General features: G+C 62.7%; 12 protein-coding genes. 11 read left to right on the top strand and 1 reads right to left on the bottom strand.

From position 1 onward, the window contains the following. Positions 1-139: 139 nt before the first annotated feature. Positions 140-1,039: a GNAT family N-acetyltransferase gene (locus GGD50_RS23070; RefSeq protein ID WP_183939739.1), complete on the bottom strand. Its 900-nt coding sequence runs from the start codon at positions 1,037-1,039 to the stop codon at positions 140-142. Positions 1,040-1,309: 270 nt separating this feature from the next. On the opposite strand from GGD50_RS23070, the gene GGD50_RS23065 reads away from it, so the two are divergent. The 11 genes from GGD50_RS23065 to GGD50_RS23015 all read left to right on the top strand — a co-directional run bounded on the left by GGD50_RS23065 (position 1,310) and on the right by GGD50_RS23015 (position 14,807). After that, entirely contained in the window at positions 1,310-2,638 is a 1,329-nt protein-coding gene (locus GGD50_RS23065) for an NAD(P)/FAD-dependent oxidoreductase (RefSeq protein WP_183939737.1), read from the top strand. An 8-nt stretch (positions 2,639-2,646) separates the two neighbouring features. Further along, on the top strand, positions 2,647-3,771 hold the full coding sequence (gene argE, locus GGD50_RS23060; protein WP_183939815.1) for an acetylornithine deacetylase: 1,125 nt from the start codon (positions 2,647-2,649) through the stop codon (positions 3,769-3,771). A gap of 125 nt (positions 3,772-3,896) precedes the next feature. Beyond that, on the top strand, positions 3,897-4,820 hold the full coding sequence (locus GGD50_RS23055) for a 2-hydroxyacid dehydrogenase (protein WP_183939735.1): 924 nt from the start codon (positions 3,897-3,899) through the stop codon (positions 4,818-4,820). Positions 4,821-4,842: 22 nt separating this feature from the next. Next, a complete protein-coding gene (locus tag GGD50_RS23050; RefSeq protein WP_183939733.1) occupies positions 4,843-5,199 on the top strand; it encodes a cupin domain-containing protein in 357 nt (118 codons plus the stop codon). Further along, positions 5,196-5,660, top strand: coding sequence for a GNAT family N-acetyltransferase (locus GGD50_RS23045; protein WP_183939731.1), 465 nt, complete (start codon positions 5,196-5,198; stop codon positions 5,658-5,660). The genes GGD50_RS23050 and GGD50_RS23045 overlap by 4 nt, the downstream gene beginning before the upstream one ends. Before the next feature lie 90 nt (positions 5,661-5,750). After that, a complete protein-coding gene (locus GGD50_RS23040; RefSeq protein WP_183939729.1) occupies positions 5,751-7,796 on the top strand; it encodes a hydantoinase/oxoprolinase family protein in 2,046 nt (681 codons plus the stop codon). 1 nt (position 7,797) lies between these two features. Further along, on the top strand, positions 7,798-9,765 hold the full coding sequence (locus GGD50_RS23035; RefSeq protein ID WP_183939727.1) for a hydantoinase B/oxoprolinase family protein: 1,968 nt from the start codon (positions 7,798-7,800) through the stop codon (positions 9,763-9,765). A 48-nt stretch (positions 9,766-9,813) separates the two neighbouring features. After that, positions 9,814-10,686: a LysR family transcriptional regulator gene (locus GGD50_RS23030; RefSeq protein WP_183939725.1), complete on the top strand. Its 873-nt coding sequence runs from the start codon at positions 9,814-9,816 to the stop codon at positions 10,684-10,686. A 126-nt stretch (positions 10,687-10,812) separates the two neighbouring features. Next, positions 10,813-12,276 (top strand): aldehyde dehydrogenase family protein, encoded by a 1,464-nt coding sequence (locus GGD50_RS23025; RefSeq protein WP_183939724.1) that lies wholly within the window; start codon positions 10,813-10,815, stop codon positions 12,274-12,276. Between the two features lie 9 nt (positions 12,277-12,285). Then, entirely contained in the window at positions 12,286-13,329 is a 1,044-nt protein-coding gene (locus GGD50_RS23020; protein WP_183939722.1) for a tartrate dehydrogenase, read from the top strand. Between the two features lie 20 nt (positions 13,330-13,349). After that, entirely contained in the window at positions 13,350-14,807 is a 1,458-nt protein-coding gene (locus GGD50_RS23015) for an NAD-dependent succinate-semialdehyde dehydrogenase (protein ID WP_183939720.1), read from the top strand. The last annotated feature ends 26 nt before the right edge of the window (positions 14,808-14,833 follow it).

The raw sequence follows: 14,833 nt of genomic DNA, 5'->3' as shown, positions 1-14,833 counted from the left end.
GCGATTGGAAACTGCTCGGAATTCGCTTGGCGGTGTTTTCCACGTCGCTCAACTCGGAAACGTCATGGTGGAATCAAGTTCCCAATCATACCATCCGAACACGCTCGAATGCTGGTTCCTTGTATAAGTCTTGCAGCGGCTACCCTAAGGCCTGACTTGCCAAACCATAAATGAGCGGCCCTCCGCCGCCGGGCTGGGCGCCGTCCTCCGGCAGCCAAGCGCGCCTCAGCGACATGCTCGTCACCGTATCATAGACCGGAAGTCCCGATTGCGCGAGGAATTGCGGAAAGGCACCCGCCTGCTGGCGGGTGTCGATCCGCAGGAAGCTGCCGACATGGTCAGCGACATGCGGTCGAACGACAGCGATTGCCTCTTCGTCGCTTGTTGCGACGACCGGGCCGATCACATGACCGCGCCCGAAGCGGCGACAAAGCGAAAAGGCGACGGTGCGTCCGTCGCGTATAAGCGCCAGACCTTTCGAGACATTCAGGAGGCGTGTCAGCACAGGCATGCGATCCGCACCATAGGCGACCAGATCCAGCGTCGCGATTTCCGCAAGATCGGCTTGATCGAGCGCCCGCAGGCGGGTGCGTGGCGGCAGCGGCACGATGGGCGGAGAGACGGCTTCGCCGTTGCACTGATAGTCGAGCTTTTCCGCGCGGAAGCCGAGTGACTGATAAAGCCGCTTGGCCGCGCGGGTGGCGTTGAGGCCGAGCGCGCGGGAACCGGTCTGCGCAAGGACATGCTCCATCATCCAGCGGCCGGTTCCCAGCATCTGCAATCTTGGGGAGGTGATGACCATGCCGATGGTGGTGAAGTCGGGAGCAAAATCGAACCACATGGCGGAGCCGAGCACACGGCCTATGGCATCGCGCGCCACGACACCGCGACCCATCTCACGAACGATCTGCCAGTCCTCGGCGCGATGCGGCCAGCCGACCGCCAGCGAAAGCGCATGCAGGGCATCGAGATCGGCATTCTCCATCTCGCTGAGGGTCAGTTCGAAGGAATCCAGTTGGATCGAACTGGATTTTACCATGGATATCTCCCCTCCCAACATGCGCGTTCCCGGACCAGCCGGAGCGCTTGGCCTATCATGCAGGATGGGCTTTCACGTTTCAGGCAGCCGACCACCCCGCTTTGGTTGTAGCGGTGATTGCGCAACAGAATACGCTTGAGATCCCCGCGAATTCGAAAGATTCCACCAAAGCCGCGGGACTTTCGGCAGGCAGGCGACAGGCCGCGGCTTATTCTGAATGAAACCATCCGCTTCCGGATACCTCCTTCCACACACTCCAGAGGTCAATCGATGTCCCCTCCCGTCGGTCGCGTCGCCAGCAACCAGGATGTCCCAAAATCCGCCGATGTCGTTATCCTCGGCGGCGGCATGGCCGGCGTTGCAACTGCCTACGAACTCGCCCGGCGCGGAACCTCCGTCGTCCTCATCGAGAAAGGCGTGATCGCCGGCGAACAATCGAGCCGCAATTGGGGTTGGTGTCGCCAGCAGAATCGCGATCCGAGGGAACTGCCGCTTGCACGGCTTGCCCTGCATAGATGGGACAATCTCAATGCGGAGCTCGGTGAAGAAACCGGCTTTCGCCGCACCGGTCTCGTCTACGCCACGACACGCAAGACTGACCTGAACGCCTGGGAGCGCTGGAGCCACGTTGGCAAGCAGTTCGGCGTCGACACACGGATGCTGACGGGAGCCGAATGTGCCACGATGCTTCCCGGTAATAGTCGTCACTGGGACGGCGGCGTCCACTCGCCGAGCGACGGACGCGCGGAACCGGAGCTTGCAGTGCCGGCATTGGCGCGCGGCGCCCAACGGCTTGGCGCTATCATCATCCAGAACTGTGCCGCCCGTGAGCTTGAAACCGAAGCGGGGCGGATCAGCGGCGTCGTCACGGAAAAGGGTGCAATCCGCGCTTCGGCCGTTCTGGTTGCCGGCGGCGCCTGGAGCGGCATGTTCCTCCGGCATCACGGTATCCGCTTCCTGCAGGCATGCGTCAAATCCACATCGTTCTACACCGCCGCCGCGCCAGCCGTGACCGACGGCGGGATCGCGATGGAGGACGTGACGATCCGCCGGCGGCTGGATGGCGGCTATACCGTGGGTTTGAGCGGTCTCGGTCAATTGCAGATCACGCCCTACGGCCTGCTGCAAGCCCGCGATTTCTGGCGCACGTTTCAGACGAGGCGCAAGGGCCTGACCTTTGCCCTCGGCCGCCAGTTTATCGAAGGGCCGGAAGCCATCGCCCGCTGGAAGGCGGACGGGATTTCTCCCTTCGAGCGCATCCGCACGCTCGATCCGCTGCCGGATGCCCAGCTTGTCGAGCGCGGCATTGCTCGGCTTGTGGCGACCTACCCCGAGCTTGCCGGTGTTCGTCCCGCCGAATGCTGGGGCGGCATGGTGGATTCCACCCCGGATGCCATACCGGTGATCTCCTCGATCGCTTCGCGGCCCGGACTGTTCGTCTCCTCGGGCTTCAGCGGTCACGGCTTCGGGATCGGTCCCGCCGCCGGCATGCTGGCCGCCGATCTCATTGGCGGTGAAAAGCCCTGCGTCGATCCCTCACCCTATCGGTATGAGCGCATGATCGACGGCACAGATCTCGGAAAGCCGGGGATGCTGTAATGATCGCGATGACAGCGGAACAGATCCTCGAAAAGCTGGTCGGATTTCCTTCTGTAGTCGGCACGCCAAACCATGTGATCGTCGGCTGGATCGCCGATTATCTGCAACGGGCCGGCGCAAAGGTGATCGTCCTCACCGGACCCGAAGGAGACCGAGCCAACCTGTTTGCGACCATCGGCCCGGCCGACCGGCCCGGCTACCTGCTTTCGGGGCACATGGACGTGGTCGCGGCGACCGAACCCGGATGGACAAGTGACCCCTTTCGCCTGCAGCGCAATGGCACGCAGCTCGCGGGCCGCGGCACGAGCGACATGAAGGGCTTTCTCGCCTGTGCACTTGCTGCGCTCCCGGCCATCGCCGGACGCTTGCTTGCCCGGCCGCTGCATCTTGCTTTTTCCTATGACGAGGAAGCCGGTTGCCGCGGCGTTCCGCATCTGATCGCAAAGCTTCCCGATCTCTGCGCGAAGCCGCAAGGATGCATCATCGGCGAGCCGAGCGGCATGCGCGCCATCCGCGCCCACAAAGGGAAAGCGGCGGCAAGGATCGTACTCGGCGGCCGAGCCGGCCATTCGTCGCGGCCGGACCTCGGCCTGAATGCCATCCATGCTATGGTGGACATTCTCGGTGAAGCAGTCATGACCGCCGAACACCTGACCGCAGGGCCATTCGATACCAATTTCGAACCGCCTTATTCCTCGCTGCAGATCGGCACGATCCGTGGCGGGCAGGCCGTCAATGTCATTCCCGAGGAATGCACAGTCGAGCTGGAGGCGCGGGCGATCGCCGGCGTCGATCCGGCCGGCTTACTCGCGGGGATCAAGGGACGGCTGGAAGCCTTGAAGGCAAAGGGCTTTGCGACGCACTGGGAGAGCATGAGCAGCTATCCTGCTCTGTCGCTTGCCGCCGATGCACCGCTTGCCCTGCTGCTGGAAGAACTGACGGGGCAAATCCCGCTTGCCGCCGTCAGCTACGGCACGGAGGCAGGCCTTTATCAGGCAACAGGAATGGAGGCGATCATCTGCGGGCCAGGTGATATCGGACGGGCGCACAAAGCCAACGAATTTATCGAGGACAGCGAATTGTCCGCCTGTGTCAGGATGATCGAAGCGCTGGGGGAACGTCTTGCCCGATAATCGTTGGCGACGACAAGCATGTGCAAGCGCAAAAATCGGATCGATATGCGGTCGGCAGGCTCCAGTTCAATCCATTCTGCCGGGGGAAGCCCAGCGGGATGTTTTGAAGTAAGCGTGAGGAACCTATGGCTTTTTTATTCAATTCCGATGCCGAGCGGGCAAGTATCTTTGCCGCGGCTTTCGCGCGCGAACTGCCTTCCCTCCCCTTCGCCACGGATTCGGCCAGCGTTGATCCCGAAACGGTCAAATATCTGCTGACCTGGACGGCGCCGGCCGATCTCGACCGCTATTGCAATCTCGAAATCCTGTTTTCGATCGGTGCCGGCGTCGATCAGTTCTCGCTGACCACACTGCCGGACAAGGTGAAACTGGTCCGCATGGTGGAGGACGGCATTATCAGGATGATGCAGGAATATGTGACGCTCTGCGTCCTGGCACTGCATCGCAATCTGCCCGGCTATATCGAGCAGCAGAGGGCAGGCAAATGGGCCTCCCGCCCGGTTCGGCAGGCCGCCGATCGGCGTGTCGGCATACTCGGCCTCGGCAATCTCGGCCTAGCCGTCATCGATCGGCTGCGCCCCTTCGGTTTTCCGCTTCGCGGGTGGAGTCGCTCGCCGCGCAGCATTGAGGGCGTCGCCTGCTATAGCGGAACGGATCAGTTGCCAGAGTTTTTGGCGGGCGTCGATATCCTCGTCTGCCTCTTGCCGCTGACGCCTGAGACACGCGGCATCCTGAATGCCGATCTCTTCAAGTCTCTGCCGCAAGGAGCCTGCCTAGTCCATGCCGGCCGCGGTCAGCAGCTCGACGCGGTGGCTCTTATCGAAGCGCTCGACAGCGGCCATATCGGCGGCGCTGTCCTCGACGTCACTGAACCGGAGCCGCTGCCGACCGAACATCCGCTCTGGCACCATCCCAAGATCCTTCTGACACCGCACATTGCCAGCATCACGCAGCCGGAGACGGCCGCAAACACCGTCATCGCCAATATTCGCCGCCATGAGGCCGGGCTCGACCCGATCGGGCTTGTCGACCGCAGCCGCGGCTACTGACTATCCATAGGAAAGGAACTCCATGTCTCTGTTGAAAACCATCGACCCGAAGCCGGCATTCGAGCCGAAACACTCCAAGGCGATGCCGGAACGGCTGATCTCCGGAGATCCAGCTTTCAAAACCTGGGCCCAGGACAGCGCACGCGACGGAATGATCAATACCGGCGTCTGGGAAGCGACGCCGGGTGAAACCCGCTCGATCAAGGGCGAAACTTTCGAATTCTGCCACATCCTTCAAGGCGTCATCGAACTGATCGAAGAGGGTGGCACGCCGTTTACCTACCGCGCCGGCGACAGCTTCGTCATGAAGCCGGGTTTCAAGGGCGTCTGGCGGACGATAGAGACTGTCCGCAAGATCTATGTGACCGTCAGTCCATGACAAGCCTTACCGACCTGCCGGTCTTCGAGGCCAAACATGAGGGCTATACGCTGAGCACGGATCGCGGTCGGCTCGATGCCGATCGGGTCCATCGCTATCTCGCGGAAGAATCCTATTGGGCACGCGGGCTCGATCGCGCCCTGCTCGAACGGGCGCTCGCCGGTTCGCTGCCAGTCGCGATCTATGCGCCGAACGGCGATTTTGCCGCTTTTGCGCGCGTCGTCACGGATCTCGCCGTCTTTGCCTATCTGCGCGATGTCTTCACCCTGCCGGAGCATCGCGGCCGGGGCCTGGCAACGTTTCTTGCGACGGCGATCCGCACCCATCCCGAGCTGAAAACAGTGGGCACCTGGATGCTGGCGACGCGCGATGCTCATGCGGTCTACGCGAGAGCCGGCTTCACGCCGGTCCCGCATCCGGAATATTACATGAGCATCCGAAAACCCACCGATAACCCATAACCGCCGGTTATGGAGTGCGCTGCTCTTGTTACTGGCGACCGTGGCGTTCCCGCGCCATTCTGCACCCAGCCAGCACGAGGAAAACAGCACATGGGTTATCGCATCGGGGTCGACGTCGGCGGTTCCTTCACCGATTTTGCGGTGTTTGACGAGGCCAGCGGGCGCATCTCCACCCTCAAGGTCTTCTCCCGGCCCGATGAGCCGGGAGCGGAAATCACGGCAGGTCTTTCGACACTCAAAGCTCGCGACGGGCTCGATCCCGCGGAGGTCGATTATTTCACCCATGGCACGACGGTCGGCGTCAACACGGTCATCCAACGCAACGGCCATGACCTCGCACTATTTACCACACGGAATTTCGAGGACGTGCTGCAGATCGCGCGCCTGAAAATCCCGCAGATCCACAATCTCTATTCGGTGCGGCCAGAACCGCTGATTGCACGCGACCGCGTGTTCGGCATCGACGAGCGAACCGCCGCAACGGGCGATATACATGACGCTCCGCGTGAAGACGACGTGGAGAGGGCCGTGCGTGCGGCCGAACGGGCCGGCTGCAATGGCATCGTCATCGCCTTCCTCAACGCCTATCGCAATCCGGCCAACGAACTTGCCGTCAAGGCGATGATCGAAAGGTTTACACCCGGCCTGCCAGTCTTCTCCTCCGCACAGACCTGGCCGATCATCCGCGAATATGAACGCACCATCACGGCTGTCATCAGCGGCTATGTGCAGCCGCGGGTCTCCCGCTACCTCGACCGTTTCGAAAGCGTGTTGAGACAGGAGGGTCTCGCCTGCCCTCTGCTGATCACCAAGAGCAATGGCGGCGTGATGGGCATCGACCAGGCGAGAAACGATTGCGTGCAGATGATCCTTTCCGGCACGGCCTCCGGGGTGATCGGAGCCGGCTATCTCGCCAAGGCCAGCGGTTTCGACCGCATTTTGAGCCTCGATATCGGCGGCACCAGCGCCGATGTCGCCGTCATCGTCGACGGCCTGCCGCAATATGGTGTCGGCGAGCTGATCGGCGACTTCCAGATTCACATCCCCTCCGTATCGGTAAGCTCCGTGGGGCAGGGCGGCGGCTCCATTGCCTGGGTCGACGCCTTCGGCATGCTGCAGGTCGGGCCGGACAGCGCCGGTTCAACACCGGGTCCTGCCTGCTATGGACGCGGCGGCACGAGACCGACGGTCACCGATGCCGTCGCAGCCTGCAACCTGATCGGCCACATGCCGCTCGGCTATGGCGCTGTCGACGTCGATCGCGCCGCCGCGCGTGCCGCGATTGCTCCGCTTGCATCTGTGCTTGGCGGCACGATCGAGGCGACGGCAAACGACATCCTCAACATCTCGGTCTCGGGCATGTATGCCGAGGTCAGCGGCCTGATCTCCCGTTTCGGGATAGACCCGCGGGAGTTCCACCTCTTCGCCTTCGGCGGCGCCGGCGCCATGCTGGCCTGCTTCCTGGCTCGCGAACTCGACATGAAGGGCGTCGTGGTGCCGCCCACTCCCGGCGTCGTCTCGGCTCTCGGCGGCCTGATCGCCGACCTGAAGAACGATTTCATCCGCACCGTCTATTGCGATGTCACGCCGGGGGCGATGGCAAATGTTGCCGCGCCGTACCGGGAACTGAAAGCTGAGGCCGAGCATTGGCTACGGCAAAAACAGGGCTTCACCGGGTCTGCCGTCGTCCAGGCCTTTGCCGACATGCGCTATCTGGGCCAATCCTACGAGATCGAAGTCGCACTTCAGGGCGATTGGCTCGAAGAGATCGATGCCGATGCCATCGTCAATGCCTTCCACGCCGAACATAAGCGGCTTTTCGGCCATGCAGCATCGGATTCGCCGGTGCAGATGATCAATCTCCGCCTGACCATATCGGGCGCGACGCCGAAACCGTATCTCGCCGAACTCAGCCCGGCATACGAACCTGCCCAGCCGCGCTTTCCGGTCGAAGCCTGGTTCGACGGCCGCCTTGCTGCGACGGCAGTCTATCACCGCAGCGATTTGCGGGCGGGACATCGCCTGACCGGTCCGGCAATCATCGCGCAGGACGATACGACGACGGTCGTCCCGCCGGATTTCGCCGTCGATGTCGACAGGTTCGGCAATCTTGTCATCACCCGCGTGGAGGCCTGACATGGCGATCGATCGCAGAAATCTGAAAGTACTCGCCAACTTCTGTGCCGCCGCCGCCGATGCCATGGCCTTCACCCTGATGCGTACGGCGCACTCCGCCTTCGTCAAGGAAACGGAGGACTTTTCCTGCCAGGTGGTGACGCGCGAGGGTCTTGCCTTTGCAAGCCCGCGACAATTCGGAGCCCCCTGGTACAGCGGCATCGATTACCGCCCGCTCCTCGACATGTTCGACGACTATGCCGAGGGCGACATCTGCATCACCAACGATCCCTATAGCGGCTTCGTCGCGACCCATTCCCCCGATATCCATATCTGGAAGCCAGTATTTCACGGCGGCGAGATTGCCTGTTTCGTTGTTGGCCATATCCACAATACCGATGTGGGCGGGGCCGTGCCCGCTTCTCTGTCGCGATCGCTCACCGAAATCGAGCAGGAGGGTCTGCGCATTCCGCCGGCCAAGCTCGTCGAGAACGGCGTGCTGAATGATTTCGTGCTGCGCACGATCCGCGCCAATGTCCGCCTGCCGGATCAGAACATCGGCGATCTCAACGCCCAGATCGCCTCCGTGAATATCGGCGAGCACAAGCTGAAGGAGATCATTGCGCGCTTCGGCTTTGACGATTTCATCGACGGCGTCGGCCAGATTCTCGACTATGCGGAGGAACAGACGCGCGCCATTCTCAGGGGCATACCGGATGGCGACTATTTCTTCGCGGACTATGCCGATGAGGATTCGGTCGGCGGCAAGCCTTGCCGTGTGGCGCTGACACTGCGCACCCGTGGCGATGAGATCGAACTCGACTATACCGGCAGCGATCCGCAATTGGGCTCGTCGCTCAACATGCCGACCGGTGGGCGCGAGCGCCATCCGCTGGTGATGGTGGGCCTGACCTATGTCCTGTTCACGCTCGACAATTCCCTTCTGCTCAATGCCGGAACGCTCCGGCCGGCGCGCGCGGTGCTCCCCGAAGGGAGCATCGTCAATTGTCAGCGTCCCGCCGCTGTCGGCATGCGCTCCCTGACTTGCGCCATGACGCAGATTGTGACGGTCGGCGCCTTTGCGAAGGCACTTCCAGAGTTGATGCCGGCCGCGTCTCCCGGCGGCAATGCGATCATGAACATCAAGACCAGCGACAGAAACGGCCGGCCGGTCATGGCCTCGATCGGCCCTGTCGGTGGCGGTGGCGGCGGAACACCGATCAGCGACGGAAGCGACGGTGCCGGCGGCGCCACGGGTTTCCTGCGCAACACCCCGATCGAAATCAGCGAGGCGGAGGTGCCAATCCGCTTTCTGCGTTACGGATTGGAAGCCGATACCGGCGCTCCGGGTCGCTATCGCGGCGGCTTGTCGGCGGTGATGGAGTTCCAGGTCTCGGCGCCGGAAACAGTCGTGACGGCGCGCAACCGCAATCGCTCGGTCATGCCTTCCTGGGGCCTCGCAGGCGGCCATGCCGGCACGATTTCGCGCTTTATCCGCAATCCCGGCAAAGAGGATGAGACATCGCTTGGGAATACAGACATCGTGCATTGCAATCCCGGTGATGTGATCCGCGTCATTGGTCCCGGCGCCGGCGGCTACGGCGATTCGTTTGAACGGCCGGCCGAAACCGTCATCCGAGATGTGCGCTGCGGCGCGATCTCGACGGAAAGTGCGCGACGCGACTACGGCGTGGCGATATCGGAGGGCGTGGTCGACGGCGAGGCGACGGCGGCCTTGCGGGCTGGGCGATCAGTAAAAACCGATCCCATCACCTATGCCGCTGAGCGGATCGCCTTTGAATCGGTGTGGACGGAGGAGCGCTACAATCTGCTGACGGCGTTCCTTGCGGGCGTGCCGGTCGGTTGGCGCTTCTTCTTGAAGCACAGGATCTTCGATGCGGTCGCGTCCCATTCAAACGGATCGGGCGATGGCATGGCCGAACAAATGCGCGTCATCTTCGCCGACATGCGCGACCGCTATGGCGTTTGACAGTCTGCGGCGATTGGTTATGACATCCATAACCTGAAGGCGGATCTCATGAACGCACGCCAGCTAGAAATCTTCCGGGCGATCATGCGCGACGGCACGCTGACCGCGGCTGCGAATTCGCTCGGGATTTCGCAGCCGGCGGCCAGCAAGTTTCTCCATCATCTGGAAAGTCAGCTCGGCTACCCGCTGTTCGATCGCATCGGCGGGCGGCTCGTGCCGACCATGGAGGCAAACCTGCTGTTTGCGGATGCGGACCGGGTCTTTCGCGAGATCGAAGCGCTAAAATCGCTAGCGCGGGATATCGGAGCGCAGAAGATCGGCCTCTTGCGGCTCGGCATCAGCCTAGCGGTCACCTATTCGGTGCTCCCCAGAGCACTTTTGCGCTTTCGCGCGAAGCATCCGGAAGTGAAGGTTCATCTCCATGCCCTGCCGAAGCGTGAGATCGCCGAGGCTCTGCTTCTCGGCGACATCGACCTTGCCGTCACCTTGTCGGTGATCGAAGCACCGACCGTTCGCAGCGAAATCCTCAGCGATGTTCCGATCGTGGCGGTGATGCGGGCCGATGATCCCTTGGCTTCAAAGGAAACGATCGCTCCTCCCGATCTCGATGGTTTGCCGCTGATCTCATACGGCGCCCATGCGGAAATCGGCGCGGCGATGGACGCGGCCTTCGCAAGCTGCGGCCGGCAGCGCGAGGTTGCCATTCAGATTGCCTCCTCGGTCGGCGCGGTGCCGTTGGTGCGGGAAGGTCTCGGGATCGCCCTGGTTGATGGACTCGTTGCCTGGCACGGCTTCGAGGGCCTGGTTGCCCGCCCCTTCGAACCGCAGCTCGCCATGCAGATGGTGGCGGCGACTAATGACGCCCGGCCGGCCTCGCGATTTGTGCGGCCCTTTCTCGCCACGCTGCGCGATGTTCTCTGAACCGCCGAATCTTGCGCTGAAACACCGAGGGCAAACGGGATATTCCGTCGCAACAGCGGAAGCACTCAATCGAAACTGCCAGGGTGCAGCCGATAGACTTACCCGGCCCGACGGTAAGGAACAGCCATGACCCTTAGTTTCGACCCAGATTCGCTCGATCTCCCAGGCGGACATTTCATCGATGGTCGCTATGTCGCCGCCAGCGGCGGCATGACTATGCGCCGCCCGTCTGACGGCGTTGCCTTCGCGGAATGTCCGGTTGCCGGAAAAGATGTGGTCGACCGTGCCGTCGAAGCCGCAAACCGGGCCCTGAAGACGAGTGGCTGGTCGTCGCTCCGGCCGCGCGAGCGAACGAAGGCGCTGGTTCGCTGGGCCGACCTCATGGAAGCAGAGGCCGTGACGCTGGCACGTCTGGAAGCTGTCTCCTCTACCCGCCCGATCGGGCAGCTCATCGCCGGCGACATCGCGATCACCGCCGAGCAGATCCGCTTCTTCGCAGAATTCGCCGACAAGGAAGGCAGCGATTTGGTGCCGACCGATGACCACAGCCTCGGCATGATCATGAGCGAACCCTATGGTGTCGTCGGCGCGATCACCCCCTGGAACTTCCCGATTTCCATGGCCGGCTGGAAGCTCGGCCCTGCATTGGCAGCGGGCAATGCCGTGGTGCTGAAACCCTCCGAGATGACGCCGTTCTCGACGCTCTACATGGCGGAGCTCTCAGTGCGCGCCGGCATTCCTGCCGGCCTGATCAATATCGTTCTCGGCGATGGCCCGACCACCGGCGCGGCGATCACCGGCCATCCCGGTATCGGCAAGATCAGCTTCACCGGTTCGACATCGGCCGGCGCGGCGATCATGGAGAATATTGCCCGCAGCGGCGTCAAGCCGATGACGCTGGAACTCGGCGGCAAAAGCCCGCAAGTCGTTTTTGCCGATGCAGATCTCGATCTGGCCGCCGAAGCGATTGCCCGCAACGTCCTCTCCAATGCCGGCCAGGCCTGCGTGGCGGGTTCGCGGCTGATTGCCGAGCGCTCGATTGCCGAGCCTCTCGCAGAGGCGATCCTCAGGCATATGCATCAGATCAAACCGGGCCCCACCTGGGATGAGACCAGCCGATATTCGCCTATCATCTCGGAGCGCCAGATCGGGCGGATCGACAACATCGTTCAAGCCGCGATCGACGCCGGCGCGGAATGCGTTACGGGTGGCTCAAGGCTGGAGCGACCGGGCTATTTTTATGCTCCGACGCTGTTTGCCGGGGTCGACCACTCGTCGCCGGCGGTCACCGAAGAGATATTCGGGCCGGTGTTGACGCTGCAAACCTTCGAGACGGAGGAGGAAGCGCTTCAGCTCGCCGATCATCCGACCTACGGGCTTGCGGCCGGGCTTTTCACGCGCGATCTTTCCCGCGCTATTCGCGTCACGCGCCGTCTCCAGGCCGGGACTGTCTGGGTCAATCGCTATGGGCGCTCCCGCGACCATATTCTGCCGACCGGCGGCTACAAAAGCTCCGGCATCGGCAAGGATCTCGGCCGGGATGCCTATCTTGCCAATCGCCGCAATAAGTCCGTGCTGATCAACATCTGAGGAGCCGACATGAAGACCTACAGGATCGCTCTCATACCCGGCGACGGCATCGGCAAGGACGTCACCACCGCTGCGTGGCAGGTATTGGCAAAAGCGGCTGGGAAGGCGGGCTTCGGCCTGGAGCCGACCAGCTTTCCCTGGTCCTGCGCCTACTACAAGGAAACGGGCGCGATGATGCCGGCCGACGGCATTGCGACCCTGCGCAATTTCGACGCCATCCTGCTCGGCGCGGTTGGCTGGCCGGCCGAGGTAGCCGATTCCGTTTCGCTTCACGGCCTGCTTCTGCCGATTCGCAAGGCTTTTGAGCAATATGCCAATATCCGGCCCCACCGGCTGCTGCCGGGCGTCGAGGGCCCGCTGAAGGCGCGCGACTTCGACATTCTCTGCATTCGCGAAAATACTGAGGGCGAATATTCCGGCGCCGGCGGACGTGTGCATCAGGGCACGGCAAACGAGGTCGCCGTGGAAACCTCGATCTTCACCAGAGCGGGCGTGGAACGCATCCTGCGCTTCGGCTTCGAACAGGCCCGCGCGCGCCGCGGCAAACTCGCCTCCGTCACCAAGTCGAACGCGCAGAAATATTCCATGGTGTTCTGGGATGAGATCACAGCACGGCTCGCCGCCGAATATCCCGATGTCACCGTGACGAGCTATCACATCGACGCCATGGCGGCACGCATGGTCATGGCGCCGGAAAGCCTCGATGTCATCGTCGCCTCCAACCTTTTCGGCGACATCCTGACCGACCTCGGGGCCGCCATCCAGGGCGGGCTCGGCTTTGCCGCTTCCGCCAATCTCAACCCCGATCGCAGCGCACCATCGATGTTCGAACCTGTGCACGGCTCCGCGCCCGATATCGCCCATCTCGGCATCGCCAATCCGATCGCCGCAATCTGGTCGGCCGCAATGATGCTCGATCATCTCGGCGAAAAGGCCGCTGCGGATGCGATCATGCATGCCATCGCTGCGGCGACCGAGGCCGGTATCGGCGCGGTTCCCGGTAAGGACAAGACCGACACCATCACCTATGCCGTGCTGAACGCACTCGCCTGAACCACAAGGAAACGACAACAATGATCGACCTCAAGGACCGGAGCCTGTTGCGCCAACAGGGCTTGATCGACGGACTCTGGCGCAATGCCGCCTCCGGCAAGACCGTCGACGTCATCAATCCGGCCACACAGACGGTGATGGGCACGGTTCCCGACATGGACGGAACGGAGACCCACGCCGCGATCGAAGCCGCCCGTGCCGCCTTCCCGGCCTGGCGGACGAAGACTCATGCCGAGCGGGCGCAACTGCTGGAAGCCTGGCATGATCTGATGATCGAACATTGCGACGATCTCGGCCTGATCCTGACCACTGAGCAAGGAAAACCGCTGGCCGAGGCGCGCGGAGAAATCCGCTACGGTGCCTCCTTCGTCAAATGGTTTGCCGAGGAAGCCCGCCGCATCAACGGCACGACCATTCCGTCGCCGACCCGCGACCGCCGCATCGTCGTCCTCAAGGAGCCGGTCGGCGTCTGCGGCATCATCACGCCCTGGAACTTCCCCAACGCGATGATCACCCGCAAAGTGGCGCCGGCGCTGGCGGCCGGTTGCACGGTCGTCATCAAGCCATCCGACTTTACCCCCTATTCGGCGCTGGCGCTCGGCGTTCTGGCCGAACGCGCCGGCATTCCCGCCGGCGTCATTAACATCGTCACCGGCCTGCCGACCGAGATCGGCAACGAGTTGATGCGCAACGAAGCGGTCCGCAAGATCTCATTCACCGGCTCCACCCGCGTCGGCGCGCTCCTGATGCGCGGCGCGGCTGACAGTATCAAGCGGCTCAGCCTGGAACTCGGCGGCAACGCGCCCTTCATCGTCTTCGATGATGCCGATCTCGATCTTGCCGTCGAAGGCGCCATCGCCTCCAAATTCCGCAATGGCGGTCAGACCTGCGTCTGCTCCAACCGCATTCTGGTGCAGGATAAGGTCTACGATGCCTTTGCCGCAAAACTCGCGGCCCGCGTTTCCGCCATGAAGGTCGGCCCCGGCACAGAAGCTGGCGTCGACATCGGCCCGATGATCAATGCCGCGGCCATCGAAAAGATCGAGCGCCATGTCGCCGACGCCGTCGAAAAAGGCGCGACGATCGTTGCGAAGGCTTCGAGCCTCCCCGAAGGCCGGCAATATGCCGCTCCCATCGTCCTCTCGGGCGCAACCACCGACATGCTTCTTGCCAGCGAAGAGACCTTCGGGCCGGTCGCGCCGCTCTTTCGCTTCAAGACCGACGAGGAGGCAATCGCCATTGCCAACGGCACACCCTTCGGGCTTGCGGCTTATTTCTATACCGGAAGCCTCAAGCGCTCCTGGGCCGTCGGCGAAGCCCTGGAATTCGGCATGGTGGGGCTGAACACCGGCGCGATCTCAACGGAAGTTGCCCCCTTCGGCGGCGTCAAGCAATCCGGACTTGGCCGTGAAGGGTCCCAACATGGCATCGAGGAATATCTCGAACTGAAGACCTTCCACATCGGTGGTCTCGCCTGAGCCTGCCAAAGACAACAAAAAGGGCG

The sequence above is a fragment of the Martinezella paranaensis genome, from assembly GCF_014200235.1.
Taxonomy (GTDB): domain Bacteria; phylum Pseudomonadota; class Alphaproteobacteria; order Rhizobiales; family Rhizobiaceae; genus Rhizobium; species Rhizobium paranaense.
The sequence above is the reverse complement of the archived record's forward strand: the minus strand, read 5'-3'. Positions and strand labels throughout refer to the sequence as shown.